The sequence below is a fragment of the Nitrosomonas sp. Nm166 genome (assembly GCF_900112825.1).
Taxonomy (GTDB): Bacteria; Pseudomonadota; Gammaproteobacteria; order Burkholderiales; family Nitrosomonadaceae; genus Nitrosomonas.
Genome location: NZ_FONE01000009.1, coordinates 56,043 through 69,978 on the forward strand (window position 1 = coordinate 56,043; position 13,936 = coordinate 69,978).

At 44.5% G+C, this 13,936-nt stretch carries 13 protein-coding genes; 12 read left to right on the top strand and 1 reads right to left on the bottom strand.

From position 1 onward, the window contains the following. The first annotated feature begins 34 nt into the window (after positions 1–34). The 3 genes from BM021_RS04295 to BM021_RS04305 are packed head-to-tail and all read left to right on the top strand — an operon-like array spanning position 35 to position 2,992. Entirely contained in the window at positions 35–1,186 is a 1,152-nt protein-coding gene (locus tag BM021_RS04295) for an ATP phosphoribosyltransferase regulatory subunit (RefSeq protein ID WP_090719233.1), read from the top strand. 35 nt (positions 1,187–1,221) lie between these two features. Next, positions 1,222–2,517 (top strand): adenylosuccinate synthase, encoded by a 1,296-nt coding sequence (locus BM021_RS04300; RefSeq protein ID WP_090719235.1) that lies wholly within the window; start codon positions 1,222–1,224, stop codon positions 2,515–2,517. Positions 2,518–2,560: 43 nt separating this feature from the next. Continuing rightward, the gene (locus BM021_RS04305) at positions 2,561–2,992 is read left to right on the top strand and encodes a GNAT family N-acetyltransferase (protein ID WP_090719237.1); all 432 of its coding nucleotides are present in this window, start codon (positions 2,561–2,563) and stop codon (positions 2,990–2,992) included. 10 nt (positions 2,993–3,002) lie between these two features. Here the strand turns inward: BM021_RS04305 and BM021_RS15160 are convergent, their stop codons facing one another. Further along, entirely contained in the window at positions 3,003–3,227 is a 225-nt protein-coding gene (locus BM021_RS15160) for a hypothetical protein (RefSeq protein ID WP_143074289.1), read from the bottom strand. Positions 3,228–3,738: 511 nt separating this feature from the next. Here BM021_RS15160 and BM021_RS04315 point away from each other — a divergent pair. The 9 genes from BM021_RS04315 (at position 3,739) to gltA (ending at position 13,930) form a co-directional block, all read left to right on the top strand. Then, positions 3,739–4,107, top strand: coding sequence for a hypothetical protein (locus BM021_RS04315; protein WP_090719241.1), 369 nt, complete (start codon positions 3,739–3,741; stop codon positions 4,105–4,107). Between the two features lie 197 nt (positions 4,108–4,304). Then, positions 4,305–4,526: a DUF7220 family protein gene (locus BM021_RS04320; protein ID WP_090719243.1), complete on the top strand. Its 222-nt coding sequence runs from the start codon at positions 4,305–4,307 to the stop codon at positions 4,524–4,526. Positions 4,527–4,775: 249 nt separating this feature from the next. Beyond that, positions 4,776–7,214: a Lon protease family protein gene (locus BM021_RS04325; protein WP_090719245.1), complete on the top strand. Its 2,439-nt coding sequence runs from the start codon at positions 4,776–4,778 to the stop codon at positions 7,212–7,214. 153 nt (positions 7,215–7,367) lie between these two features. Then, on the top strand, positions 7,368–8,594 hold the full coding sequence (locus BM021_RS04330; protein ID WP_090719247.1) for a pyridoxal phosphate-dependent aminotransferase: 1,227 nt from the start codon (positions 7,368–7,370) through the stop codon (positions 8,592–8,594). A gap of 87 nt (positions 8,595–8,681) precedes the next feature. Then, entirely contained in the window at positions 8,682–9,992 is a 1,311-nt protein-coding gene (locus BM021_RS04335) for a homoserine dehydrogenase (RefSeq protein ID WP_090719249.1), read from the top strand. 74 nt (positions 9,993–10,066) lie between these two features. Then, entirely contained in the window at positions 10,067–11,485 is a 1,419-nt protein-coding gene (thrC, locus tag BM021_RS04340) for a threonine synthase (RefSeq protein WP_090719251.1), read from the top strand. Positions 11,486–11,620: 135 nt separating this feature from the next. After that, entirely contained in the window at positions 11,621–12,316 is a 696-nt protein-coding gene (locus BM021_RS04345; RefSeq protein ID WP_090719253.1) for a succinate dehydrogenase iron-sulfur subunit, read from the top strand. Beyond that, the gene (locus BM021_RS04350) at positions 12,313–12,546 is read left to right on the top strand and encodes an FAD assembly factor SdhE (RefSeq protein WP_090719254.1); all 234 of its coding nucleotides are present in this window, start codon (positions 12,313–12,315) and stop codon (positions 12,544–12,546) included. The genes BM021_RS04345 and BM021_RS04350 overlap by 4 nt, the downstream gene beginning before the upstream one ends. A gap of 82 nt (positions 12,547–12,628) precedes the next feature. Next, positions 12,629–13,930, top strand: a complete 1,302-nt coding sequence (gene gltA / locus BM021_RS04355; RefSeq protein WP_090719256.1) for a citrate synthase — start codon at positions 12,629–12,631, stop codon at positions 13,928–13,930. Positions 13,931–13,936: the final 6 nt, after the last annotated feature.

Below are 13,936 nucleotides of genomic sequence, written 5' to 3' on the forward strand. Positions count from 1 at the left end.
TCTATTTTTTCATTAATAGTTTTTAATCATGCACATGCGTAATTGGCTGCTTCCAGAATATGTCGAAGATATATTGCCTGTAGAAGCATTGCATATCGAGGCAATGCGTAGACAGATCATCGACCTGCTTCTGGTTCATGGCTATCAGCAAGTAATTCCGCCTTTATTGGAATATGTTGAATCGCTATTGTCCGGTAGTGGTAGTGATATGAATTTGCAGATGTTTAAAGTCGTAGATCAACTGAGTGGTCGCATGATGGGTTTACGCGCCGATATGACACCACAGGTTGCTCGAATTGATGCGCATTTATTGAATTGTGAAGGTATTACTCGCTTATGTTATGTCAATAGCGTATTACATACATTGCCATCTGGAATAGCACAAACACGAGAACCATTACAAATTGGCGCAGAACTATATGGCCACTCAGGTTTAGAAAGTGATGTGGAAGTTCAACGACTGATGCTGCGGTGTTTGTCTGTTTCAGGCGTGAATGGAATTCACCTGGATCTCGGGCATGTGGCAGTTTTCCGGAGTTTAATTAAAGGCGCAGGTATTTCACAACAACTTGAAACCGAATTATTCACGATTTTACAGGCCAAGGATATTTCAACTTTAAAAGAACTGTGTATAAAGTTGAAAAAACAAACTCGTGAAGCATTAATGCTGCTGCCCGAGCTTTATGGGGATAAGAAAATTCTGGCCGATGCCTGTAAACGATTGCCGGACTATCCAGAGATCAAAACTGCATTGAATGAGCTTAGTACAGTCGAAGAGGAGTTAAAGCCAGTTGTTGATAAAATTGCTTTCGATTTGGCTGACTTACGTGGATATCATTATCATACCGGAATTGTCTTTGCCGCCTATGCGAAGGGGTGTTCAAATGCCATCGCTTTAGGTGGGCGTTATGATGAGATTGGTAAAGCCTTTGGGCGAGCGCGGCCGGCAACTGGTTTTAGTATGGATCTCAGAGAAATCTCCAAGTTAGTAAAACCTCAACCATATCCCAAGGGAATACGCGCACCCTTTCAGAAAAAAAATGCAGCACTAGAAACTAAAATTGAGGAGTTACGGAAAGCAGGGCATATTGTTATTATGGAATTGCCAGGGCAGAACAATGAGCTTTTAGACTGTAACAGACAATTAGTATTGCATGACGGGCAGTGGATTATTGAAGAAATTTAATTTTTTAGAAATAGAGTTTTTTAGAGATTAGAGATATGACTAAAAACGTTGTAGTCATTGGTACTCAATGGGGCGATGAAGGGAAAGGAAAAATCGTCGATTGGCTAACCGATCACGCACAAGGCGTAGTACGCTTTCAAGGAGGGCATAACGCCGGTCACACATTGGTAATTGGTAATAAAAAAACGGTGTTGCATCTAATTCCGTCGGGTATTTTGCGCAATAACGTCATTTGCTATATTGGAAATGGGGTGGTGATTTCACCTACTGCATTGCTTGATGAAATTGACATGCTTGAGCAAAATGGTATTGATGTCAATGCAAGATTGCGGATTAGTGAGGCTTGTCCTTTGATTTTGCCATGTCATATTGCGCTCGATAACGCGCGCGAGACTGCTCGTGGCATTGGAAAAATCGGTACCACAGGGCGCGGCATTGGTCCAGCTTATGAAGATAAAGTCGCTCGGCGTGCAATTCGTTTGCAGGATTTGTTTCACCGGGACCGTTTCGCAGCCAAGCTGGGCGAAATGTTGGATTATCATAATTTTGTATTAAAAAACTATTTTAATGCCCCTATCATAGACTTCCAGAAAACGATGGATGAGGCACTGTCTCAATCCGAACGAATTAAGCCAATGATGGCAGATGTTTCGCAGCTCTTATTTGAGGCGCATCAATCAGGTAAAAATTTATTATTCGAAGGCGCTCAGGGTGCGTTATTGGATATTGATCATGGCACCTATCCGTTTGTTACTTCCAGTAACTGTGTGGCTGGAGCGGCAGGACCAGGCAGTGGTGTTGGGCCACAAATGCTGCATTATGTGCTGGGCATTACCAAGGCATATACCACCCGGGTTGGTTCTGGTCCATTTCCTACTGAGCTAGATGATGAAATTGGCAAACATTTGGCTACACGTGGGCATGAATTTGGATCGACCACAGGTCGCCCTCGACGTTGCGGCTGGTTTGATGCGGTTGCACTAAAGCGCTCCATTCAAATAAACGGTGTCACTGGCTTATGTATCACTAAACTTGATGTATTGGATGGCGTAGAAAGTCTCAATCTGGGGGTGGGTTACAAGCTGAACGATGGCAATAATAGTAATATATTACCCATCGGGGCAGATGATTTGGATTGCTGTGAACCCATCTATGAGAAAATCCCTGGCTGGTCTGAAAATACTGCCGGAATTAGAGAGTTTACTCAATTGCCAAAAGCAGCACAGGATTATCTGGAACGTTTGGAAGAAGTTTGTGGGATTCCGATTAATTTGATTTCTACCGGGCCTGATAGAGAAGATACTATTTTATTGCGACATCCATTTGAATAGTAAGTATTTTATAAGTAACTGGTAATCATCGTTGAAGTGATCTATGCAGTGTTCTCATTCAATACGAATTGTAAGTTGGCAAGACGAAGCGCTTATTTTGCGTAGTATTCGAACAGCAGTTTTTATTCATGAACAGCAAGTTCCAGCCGATCTGGAGTGGGATGAGTTTGACGCAATCAGTATGCATGTGCTTGCACTAAATTCTGATGGGCAGCCTATAGGAACTGCAAGATTATTACCGGATGGGCATATTGGACGTATGGCGGTATTAAAAGAGTGGCGTGGAAAGGGAGTTGGCAGTGCCATGATGCGAAGAATATTGGAAGAAATAAACCATCGGGGAATACCGATAGCCAGGTTAAATGCACAAACGACAGCTATTCGATTCTACGAAAAATTTGGATTCCAGATGTCGGGAAAAGAATTTATGGAAGCTGGTATCCCCCATGTCAAAATGATCTTCAACTATAGTTAGATAGATTCAATTACTTAATTTCCGTTTTTCCCCATTCATTAGCTAAGGCATCAGTAGCTTGTTTCCATCGGTTAGTTGCTTGTTCCATGGATATTTTAGCCTGCTCGGCTTTTCTTCGAGTAACTTCTACTTCTTGCTCGGCTGCTGATAGCTTTTGTTTAAGGGAAGCCAGCTTCTTTTCTGCAAACGCTGCATCCTTGGCTAGAGTTTCAGCTGATCGCTTGGCTTGTATCATCTGCTCATAAGTGATACTGGCATTCTTCTGAAGGCTCTCAATCCTCTCTGCATTTGCAGACGATAGAGACAGAGTGATCAGAAAAAGAGCAAAGCAAATTCTAGTCAATGATTGGAAAGTAATTTTTTTAAAAATGGAGGCAGTCTTCATAATTGTCTTCTAATTGTTTAGTGTCATTCGGATTCATTTCGGGATGGTTTTTGCAAGAAAGAACCAGTTCTTGCTTTTGCGATATAAAATTAAGTACTGCGTATCTGAATACAGTATTAGTATGGGTCATTGATGAATTCAAATGAAAGCGATACTTAAATTTCATGTGATCAATGAATTTATTGATCAATACGAATACTTAGTTTACTAAAAAACACATGCTAAATGTTTTTCCGGATGAGGGATAGGTTATCAGGTAAACGAACAGTTGTAATGAAATTATAATAGCCTGAAGAGCTTATTTAGCTTGAGATTATGCAATGAAATAGAAATAAATGTTCACGAAGGGAATGATAATGTTATGCAGTTCATAATTAAAGTAAGCTTGTTTGTTTTTTGCAGTCTGGGGTTGACCTTATTATCTTTATCCGCACATGCAAGTTGTAAAGGGTGTTTATGTCCCGGGGATCCTTGCAATCTTTGCCCATTACCGGCTATGGAGAATGTTCCACCAAAAACTAATGAACCTGAGTTGTGCGCCAGAATAAGAGAAAAAGTACCCCCGACTACAGCAGAACCTGGATCCAATGAGTATTTCCCAAGTCTGGATAAATCTGTAATGGTTTGTGTAAACGAAGGAGGGGATGTGATTAGAAACAAACAACGCAATGCAGAGTTTCCATCACGATTCTACTGCAAACCACCCCAACAGCAACTTAAACAGCACTGATTGCCGTGGGGTAGCCAATTGCTTTTTTAGTCCGAGCAGGAATGACTCCTTTGAGGCTTGTTTTTAAGGCACAGCGCAGGAGTCAGGTCTGTCGAGTTAATCATCAGGAAGTCATGCAAACATCATTAATGAAGTGTACGAGTAGTTCGGAATAGATATCCTTTAGGAATATTTATAAAAAATTCGAAAGGGCAATAATGCAAACAAAAATTCAATCACTCATAGAAGCCTGGGCAAATGTACTCATAGGTTATTTCATCGCACTCGCCGCACAGATGATCGTGTTTCCACTGTATGACATTAAAGTCACCATGACACAGAATATACAGATCGGATTAATCTTTACGATTGTATCGATTGCCAGAAGCTATGCACTGAGGCGGCTATTTAATAAGCTACACTATGTCAGAACGCCATGAATAATGCCCATCATGGGGCTGATCATAAACCCGAAGAATCATATATCATGAAAAATCATACTGCTGCTGGATAGAAGCCGGTCGCTTCGATTTTTTCCTGCCAATCCCATCTCTTTTGATAAGTCCACGGTTTTGCTGCATTTTTTAGAGAAGCTTTATCCATGGGTTGTTACATTACGTAGTTGCTGCTAACTCGGTACAATGCGAATCCTTGTGTAATCTTATCGTCCTATCATTACTGGTTCAAACATGTCGGTTCTATCATTAAATTCCCATGATTTACGCATTCAAATAGACTCAGATTCCTTAGGATTTTCTGATACTTCAGAATTAGTGCAACTTTCATTGTCATGGATTGGACAGGAGCGGGCGAAGGTGGCAACCTGCTTCGGTTTAAGTATGACACAACCGGATTATCACTTGTTTGTGCTGGGAGAAATCGGATCGGGTCGGTCTTCATTATTGCAGCAGGCAATAATCACCACAGCGGCTGGCCAATCAACACCGCCCGATTTGTGCTATTTATACAATTTTGTTGCACCTGAAAAGCCGCTGGCTTTGCATTTGCCCGCTGGACAAGGGCGCCTGCTGCGGCAGTCTTTGATGCAATTGGCAAAAGCGCTACCAACAGAAATAACCCAATACCTGAGTGGCCAGGATTTCAAGATTAAAAGTGACCACATTGAGAAAAAATTTAGAACTGAAGCGATCAAGATTTATACCAAGCTGGATCAAGTTGCAGAATCACTTCATTTCACCATTCATCGTGAAGACGAGCAGATTGTTTTTTCCTTATTGGATGAGAAAGGCGAGATTCTGACTGAAGAGAGTTTATGGAAACTGCCTCGGACACGCAGAACTGAAATAGAACAGGCTGAGCTTCAATTGCATGAAGCCATAATTCTCTATTTTGAAGAGATCAATAAAATTAGCAAAGAAAAGAATGTGGCACTGGCGGCATTGCGGCGTCGTGTCGTGCAACCTCTATTGAATCGTGCGTTGAAGAAAATTCAGGATGGATTACAAAAGCAGTTAAGGCACAATGTACGATTGAAGACTTATTTTCAGCAAGTAGAATCAGATATTCTGGATAATCTGATATTGTTTGGCACTATCGCCGATGAAGAAAAACAACCAGCAGAATTAAATCAGATTTTTTCCCGTTATCAGATCAATCTGGTGGTGGACAATGCCGAGTTGTATGGAGCACCTGTCATTGTCGAGGATAATCCTTCGTCTTATGCCTTGTTTGGCAATATTAATTATCAGTTTGAGAATGGAAAGCTGAAAACCGATTTCATGCATATTCGAGCAGGCAGTTTGCTTAAAGCGCATGGCGGGTTTCTCATGTTACATCTGAGTGACTTGCTGACGGATATGCAATTATGGGTAAAATTGCGGCGATTTTTACGCAGTAAACGGCTTCAAATTGAAGAACCTGGCTCAGCATTAACTTCCAATATACCAATATCGCTGGAGCCCGAAGCAGTAGAAGTAAATGTCAAAATCATTCTGGTCGGTTCACGTGAACAATATTACGCATTACAGGAAGCTGATCCTGAGTTTATGCGGCGTTTTCGTGTGAAAGTGGATTTTGCTGAGAGTTTCATTGCCAGTGCGGAAACTTACCACGCATCGGCTATTTTTGTGGCGCATGCCTGCGATCATTTAAAATTACCGCATTTTTCTGCGGCTGCAGTCGCGCGTTTACTGGAAGAATCCCATCGTGAAGTCGATGATCAGAAACGCCAGAGCGCCATTTTTGCGCGTACCGAGATGCTGGTGCTGGAGAGCACCGCCTTATGCAATGCCCGTCATGGGCGTATCGTGGAAGTGATGGATATCGACACAGCACTGCAAGCGCGCACCCTGCGTCACAACTATCCGGATGTAAGCTTGCAGGAATCCATTCTTGAGGGCGAAATCTCTATTACATTACAGGGCGCCAGAGTAGGGCAGCTCAATGCGTTGATGCAGGTGGATTTGGGCGACCATCGCTTTGGCACGCCAGTGCGAGTTACTGCACGTACTTTCGCCGGAGAAGACGGGGTATTGAATATTGCCCGTGAAGTTGAAATGTCCGGTCCGATTCATGATAAAGGCGTGCTGATATTGCAAAATTATTTAGCTGCCTTGTTTGCCCATATTGCACCGTTGGCGCTTAATGCATCGATTGTTTTTGAGCAGGAATATAGCAGCATTGAAGGAGATTCGGCTTCATGTGCCGAGTTATATGCACTGCTGTCATCGCTGGCGGGGTTACCGTTGAATCAAAGTATCGCGGTGACAGGTGCATTGAATCAATATGGCGAGGTATTACCGATTGGTGGGATCAATGACAAGATTGAGGGTCACTTCAATCTGTGTGAAAAAATCGGACTGACGGGTTACCAGGGCGTTCTGATCCCGCATCATAACCGGCGACATTTAATGCTGAATTACAAAGTCATCGAAGCTGTGGAAAAAGGCTTATTTACGATTTATACGATGGAGCATGTCACACAAGGACTGGCGTTGCTCACCGGGTTGTCAGCGGGAACCATCGAGCCTGGCCGCACGGCTGGTTATCCCCACGATACCGTTCTGGGCAATGCGCAGCGAACGTTACTGATTTTCCGTCGCGCCTGTCAAATGACGCAACATCCACGAACCGAGCATAGAAGGCTTCCATCACGTACGGAAAAATGATCGTAAATCAGCTTGCAGGCTATATTTTATCCATAATATATGAATCAGGTCCTTGTTACCTTATTATCGGAATCACCGTGATTGCGTATATAATGCACCCTCTGACGAATTACCTGAAATTAGCATATTGCAATTTCCTATAGCTCTCTGATCATGCGTCCAATTTTAAAATCCAGCAAGCTCGCCAATGTGTGTTATGACATTCGTGGTCCGGTCATGGAGCGCGCAAAGCAAATGGAAGAAGAAGGCCATCACATTATCAAGCTCAACATTGGCAATCCGGCGACGTTTGGTTTTGATGTGCCGGAGGAAATCTTGCAGGATGTCATTCGCAATTTATCGGATGCTTCAGGCTATTGCGATTCCAAAGGCCTGTTTGCCGCGCGCAAGGCGATTATGCATTACACGCAGGAAAAACAGATCAAGAATGTACAACTGGATGATATCTTTATTGGAAATGGTGTATCCGAGTTGGTAGTTTTAACAATGCAGGCGCTACTGGATAATGGCGATGAAGTCTTGATTCCGATGCCGGATTATCCGTTATGGACGGCTGCGGTTGTGCTTTCCGGGGGCGTGGCAAAGCATTATCTGTGTGACGAAGCCTCGGGATGGCTACCCGATCTGGATGATATTCGCGCCAAAATTACACCCAGAACACGCGCCATCGTCATCATTAATCCGAATAACCCTACCGGTGCGTTGTATCCCAAGGAATTGCTGCTGGAGATCATCGAAATTGCGCGCCAGCGTCAATTGATTATTTATGCGGATGAGATTTATGACAAGATTTTGTACGAACAGGCAGTACATACGTCGATCGCTTCATTGGCCGATGATGTGTTGTTTGTGACCTTCAATGGCTTGTCGAAAAACTACCGTGCGGCTGGTTTTCGCTCCGGCTGGGCCGTGGTTTCCGGAGAAAAGAACCATGCGCGTGATTACATTGCCGGGTTGAATATGCTTGCTTCCATGCGGTTATGCGCCAATGTGCCGTCGCAATTTGGCATTCAGACGGCGCTGGGCGGTTATCAAAGTATTTATGATCTGACACTGCCAACCGGTCGACTGATGCGTCAGCGCGACACGGCATGGAATTTATTGACGGATATTCCAGGCGTGAGCTGTTTTAAGCCACAGGCCGCCCTGTATTTGTTTCCACGTCTGGATCCTGAAATTTATCCGATTGAGGACGATCAGCAATTTGTGCTGGACCTGTTGCTGGAAGAAAAGGTTCTGTTGGTGCAGGGCACCGGTTTTAACTGGCAGCACCCCGATCACTTCCGTGTGGTGTTTTTACCCAATGCCGATGATCTGACGGAAGCCATAGGGCGTATCGCGAATTTTTTGCAGCGCTATCGGAAACGCCATAAGACATAATCAAAGCATGTTTTACTATTTATTTCTTGCCTTCCGGCTCATATAATCCGGCAGGCGATACAATCCGTTTTTTAACTTTTGAATTTTATGAAACCCATTCATATTGGCATACTAGGCGCTGGTACTGTTGGCGGTGGCACGTATACGGTTCTCAAACGCAATCAGGAAGAAATAACTCGTCGCGCAGGGCGCGCAATTGCCGTCAAAATGATCGCCGATAAGGACCTGGCCAAAGCGCGCAAACTGGCAGATCAAGGTGTCATTGTCACCGATAATGCGCATGAAATCACCACGCACCCCGATATCGATATTGTGGTTGAGCTTATTGGCGGGCAAACGATTGCCAAGGACCTGATACTGGAGGCGATTGCGCAAGGCAAGCATGTCGTAACTGCCAATAAGGCGCTGTTGGCCAATCACGGCACCGAAATATTTGCCGCAGCGCGTGCGAAGGGTGTGATCGTCGCTTTTGAAGCTGCTGTAGCAGGCGGCGTACCGATTATCAAAGCGCTACGCGAAGGGTTAACTGCCAACCGCATCATCTGGATTGCCGGCATCATCAATGGCACCGCGAATTTTATTCTTTCTGAGATGCGCGAGAAGGGGCTATCCTTCACTCAAGTTCTTGAGCAGGCGCAAAAGCTGGGTTATGCCGAAGCTGATCCTACCTATGACGTTGAAGGTATCGATGCTGCCCATAAAATCACTTTGATGGCAGCAATTGCATTTGGCATACCGGTACAATTCAGTAAAGTATATACCGAAGGCATTACCAAACTGACCGGTGAAGACATTCGTTATGCTGAAGAACTCGGTTATCGCATCAAGCTGCTGGGGATTACCAAGCGAGTGGAAAAGGGTATCGAACTGCGTGTGCATCCCACCTTAATTCCGGTGCGACGTTTAATTGCCAATGTCGAGGGTGTGATGAATGCCGTAGTGGTCAAAGGTGATGCGGTCGGCGCAACGCTCTACTATGGTGCCGGGGCAGGCGCTGAGCCGACTGCCAGTTCAGTGATTGCTGATCTGGTGGATGTCACGCGACTGCAAACCGCCGATCCGATGCATCGTGTTCCGGCCCTGTCATTTCAACCGGATTTATTGTCAGATACGCCGGTCATACCGATGGAAGAGGTAGAAACTTCGTATTACCTGAGAATGCAGGTGATTGATAAACCTGGCGTGATGGCTGAGATTACCCGTATCGTGGCAGATTATAATATTTCCATCAGCGCTATGATTCAAAAGGAAGCTCATGATTCAGACAGGGTCAGCATCATTATGCTTACGCACCTGACCGTGGAGAAAAATATCAACGCGGCCATTGTCCGCATTGAATCGTTGCCGGTGGTCACCGATAAGGTGATCCGGATTCGTATTGAAGAATTGAATAATTAGGGCAGTGCTGCCAATTTCTCGCGGATATTGATTGCATACAATCAATGACCGCTATTTGATCATTAAAGTTAAACATGCGTTATATTTCAACCCGTGGCGGGATGCCACCCAAATCTTTTTCTGAAATACTGTTGAGTGGTTTATCTCCTGACGGCGGGCTGGCGATACCGGAAACCTATCCGCAAATCACTGCAGCAGAATTAGATGCGTGGCGCGGATTGAACTATCAGTCGCTTGCCTTTGAAATACTTTCTCGTTTTGTCGATGATATCCCCGCAGAAGATTTACGCAGAATCATCGACCGAACCTATACCTCTGAAATATTCGGCAACACCGATATCACACCGCTGAAAACCCTGGAACCCGGCCTGCATATCCTGGGGTTATCCAACGGGCCAACATTGGCGTTCAAGGATATTGCCATGCAGTTACTGGGTAATCTTTTCCAATATCAGCTTGAGAAAATAGGCAATGAATTAAACATACTCGGTGCGACATCGGGTGATACCGGTTCCAGCGCGGAATACGCCATGCGCGGCAAGCGTGGGATCCGTGTGTTCATGCTTTCTCCGCTGGGAAAAATGAGTCGCTTCCAGACGGCGCAGATGTTCTCATTGCAGGATAAAAATATTTTTAATATTGCGATTCGCGGGGTATTCGATGATTGCCAGGATATCGTGAAGGCAGTCAGTAATGATCGTGCCTTCAAACAAGCGCATCGGATCGGCACCGTCAATTCGATCAATTGGGCGCGGATTGTGGCGCAGGTGGTTTATTACTTTAAGGGTTATTTTGCTGCAACTAAAAATAACGATGAGCAAGTGTCATTTGCCGTGCCATCCGGAAATTTTGGTAATATCTGTGCGGGTCATGTGGCACGCATGATGGGATTGCCGATTAAGCATCTGATTCTGGCAACCAATGAAAATGACGTCTTGGACGAGTTCTTCAAAACCGGCATTTACCGGCCACGCACAACAACAGAAACAAAGCATACCAGCAGCCCGTCGATGGATATTTCCAAAGCCTCTAACTTCGAGCGCTTTATTTCTGATCTGACGAGCAGAAATGCGAATCAAGTTGCTGAATTATGGGCAGAAGTAGATAATGGTAAGGCATTTGATCTGTCAGCTACACCATTTTTTGAAAAAATAAAAGACTATGGTTTTGTATCAGGCAATAGTAATCATGCTGCACGCATTGCAACGATTCGTGAAATTTATCAGAAATATCATGTGTTAGTGGATACGCATACTGCGGATGGCTTAAAAGTTGGACAAGCGCATCGTGAAGCGGATATTCCATTGATTTGCCTAGAAACGGCACAAGCAGCAAAATTCGCTGAAAGTATCATCGAAGCCATTGGTCAAGAACCCAAGCGTCCGGCTGGTTTTGAGAATTTGGAGGATCTGCCGCAACGTTATGTGGTTAAGGACGCTGATGTGCAAGCCATCAAGGCCTATATTGATGAACAATGTAATGCATCTGTATAGCCTATTCATTTAGTATATTTTTTGCAGTGTTTCCAGATATACTAATTCAGTAACAAGTAAGTCGGTATATACTTGGTGCGCTGTTGGATTATGGCGCTACAGTTTGAACCGTATTCAAATCATCCGGAGCCAGTAATGAAATTTTCTATTTACCGCTACGATCCCGATAAAGATGAAAAACCTTATATGCGCGATTACGATGTGCAGTTGGCGACTACTGACAAAATGTTGCTGGATGCGCTGCTACGCATTAAAACGACCGATGATAGTCTGAGTCTGCGTCGTTCCTGCCGTGAAGGGGTATGCGGTTCAGATGCAATGAATATTAATGGCCGTAATGGGCTGGCATGTATTACACCGGTCAGTAGCTTAAAAGAGCCGGTAGAAATACGTCCATTGCCTGGTTTGCCGGTTATTCGAGATTTGATTGTTGATATGACGCAATTCTTTCAGCAGTACCATTCCGTCAAACCCTATCTCATCAATAATGATCCACCTCCTGAAACAGAGCGGTTACAATCCCCTGAAGAGAGAGCAGCTTTAGATGGGTTTTATGAATGCATTTTATGTGCTTGTTGTTCAACGGCTTGTCCTTCTTTCTGGTGGAATCCAGATAAATTTGTAGGGCCTGCAGGATTGCTGCAGGCCTATCGCTTCCTGGCCGATAGTCGGGATCAAGCGACTGCTGAGAGACTGGATAATCTGGAGGACCCCTATCGACTGTTTCGCTGCCATTCCATCATGAATTGTGTCGATGTTTGTCCTAAAGGATTAAATCCGACCGAGGCAATCGGCAAGATCAAGGATATGATGGTTAAAAGAATGGTATGAAGGAATTCGAGCGTGCACGCTGGCGATGCCGGCGTGGTTTGCTTGAGTTGGATATCGTTTTGCTGCGTTTTATGGATCGGTATTACATGCAGTTGGATGAGCAGGGATTGGAGCAATTTGAACAGCTGCTCGCCTTACCGGACAATGATTTGTGGGATTTGATTACGAGCAAACAAGTCACTACAAATGATAACTTGCGGCAGGTATTGGAATTACTGCAAAAAAGCTAGATTTCAGGTGTATATTGCGGTTCTGAACCTTTTAATCGTGCATATCATATAGTTAATTGTACGCAACAAGTGGAGAAGTAAAATGGCACAAAAGGGCGTGGCAACTTTAAATCTTAACAATGGCAGCGAACCCATCGAATTGCCCGTTTTATCTGGAACGATGGGACCTGATGTGGTTGATATTCGCACACTGCATGCAAAAAGCGGGATGTTTACTTTTGATCCCGGATATCTGTCCACAGCCAGCAACAGCTCTAACATCACCTTTATTGATGGTGACAAGGGTATTTTGTTATACCGTGGCTACCCGATCGAGCAGCTTGCGACACAGTGTGATTTTATCGATGTCTGTTATCTGCTGCTGAATGGTGAGTTACCTACCCAGGAGCAGAAATCAGAATTTGATCGTGCGATTAAAAATCATTCGATGCTGCACGAACAATTGGTCAGGTTTTATAGCGGATTCAGGCGAGATGCGCATCCCATGGCAGTCATGGTGGGTGTGGTCGGTGCATTATCTGCGTTTTATCATGAAGCGTTGAATATTTCAGATCCGTCGCATCGAGAGCAATCTGCATTCCGGCTCATCGCAAAATTACCTACGATTACGGCGATGGCTTATAAATACAATATTGGTCAACCGTTTATCTATCCGCAGAATCGCTTGAGTTATGCAGAGAATTTTCTGCATATGATGTTTGCGGTACCTACCGAAGAATACGAAGCGAATCCAGTGATTGTCCGGGCACTGGATCGGATTTTAATTTTGCATGCGGACCATGAACAGAACGCTTCCACTTCAACAGTCCGCTTGGCTGGCTCCAGCGGTGCCAATCCTTTTGCCTGTATTTCTGCAGGCATCTCCTGTTTATGGGGACCTGCGCACGGTGGTGCCAATGAAGCCTGTCTGCATATGCTGGAAGAAATTGGCGATGTTTCACGCATTGATGAATATATAAAACGTGCCAAAGATAAAAATGATAACTATCGATTAATGGGTTTTGGCCACCGGGTCTACAAGAATTTCGATCCCCGGGCAAAGCTGATGCGAGAAACTTGCCATGAGGTTTTAAATGAACTGGGCCTGCAAAATGACCGCTTATTTAAACTGGCCTTGCAACTCGAGAAGATCGCGCTGGAAGATGACTATTTCATTTCCCGCAAACTCTACCCGAATGTTGACTTCTATTCCGGTATTGTGCAGCGTGCGCTAGGGATACCTACCAGCATGTTTACCGCTATTTTTGCAATGGCAAGAACCGTGGGATGGGTTGCACAGTGGAATGAAATGGTTTCTGATCCAGCTTACAAGATCGGGCGCCCACGTCAACTGTATACCGGTACCACTATGCGGGATGTTCCTAGTTCGTATTCAAGAAAATAGCTTCTA

Excerpts from the sequence above, each read along its gene's own strand:
- thrC (WP_090719251.1), top strand. The coding sequence starts at position 10,067 with ATGCGTTATATTTCAACCCGTGGCGGGATGCCACCCAAATCTTTTTCT.
- gltA (WP_090719256.1), top strand. The coding sequence starts at position 12,629 with ATGGCACAAAAGGGCGTGGCAACTTTAAATCTTAACAATGGCAGCGAA.
- BM021_RS15160 (WP_143074289.1), bottom strand. The coding sequence starts at position 3,227 with ATGATACAAGCCAAGCGATCAGCTGAAACTCTAGCCAAGGATGCAGCG.
- BM021_RS04300 (WP_090719235.1), top strand. The coding sequence starts at position 1,222 with ATGACTAAAAACGTTGTAGTCATTGGTACTCAATGGGGCGATGAAGGG.
- BM021_RS04335 (WP_090719249.1), top strand. The coding sequence starts at position 8,682 with ATGAAACCCATTCATATTGGCATACTAGGCGCTGGTACTGTTGGCGGT.
- BM021_RS04345 (WP_090719253.1), top strand. The coding sequence starts at position 11,621 with ATGAAATTTTCTATTTACCGCTACGATCCCGATAAAGATGAAAAACCT.
- BM021_RS04305 (WP_090719237.1), top strand. The coding sequence starts at position 2,561 with ATGCAGTGTTCTCATTCAATACGAATTGTAAGTTGGCAAGACGAAGCG.
- BM021_RS04330 (WP_090719247.1), top strand. The coding sequence starts at position 7,368 with ATGCGTCCAATTTTAAAATCCAGCAAGCTCGCCAATGTGTGTTATGAC.
- BM021_RS04350 (WP_090719254.1), top strand. The coding sequence starts at position 12,313 with ATGAAGGAATTCGAGCGTGCACGCTGGCGATGCCGGCGTGGTTTGCTT.
- BM021_RS04315 (WP_090719241.1), top strand. The coding sequence starts at position 3,739 with ATGCAGTTCATAATTAAAGTAAGCTTGTTTGTTTTTTGCAGTCTGGGG.
- BM021_RS04295 (WP_090719233.1), top strand. The coding sequence starts at position 35 with ATGCGTAATTGGCTGCTTCCAGAATATGTCGAAGATATATTGCCTGTA.
- BM021_RS04325 (WP_090719245.1), top strand. The coding sequence starts at position 4,776 with ATGTCGGTTCTATCATTAAATTCCCATGATTTACGCATTCAAATAGAC.
- BM021_RS04320 (WP_090719243.1), top strand. The coding sequence starts at position 4,305 with ATGCAAACAAAAATTCAATCACTCATAGAAGCCTGGGCAAATGTACTC.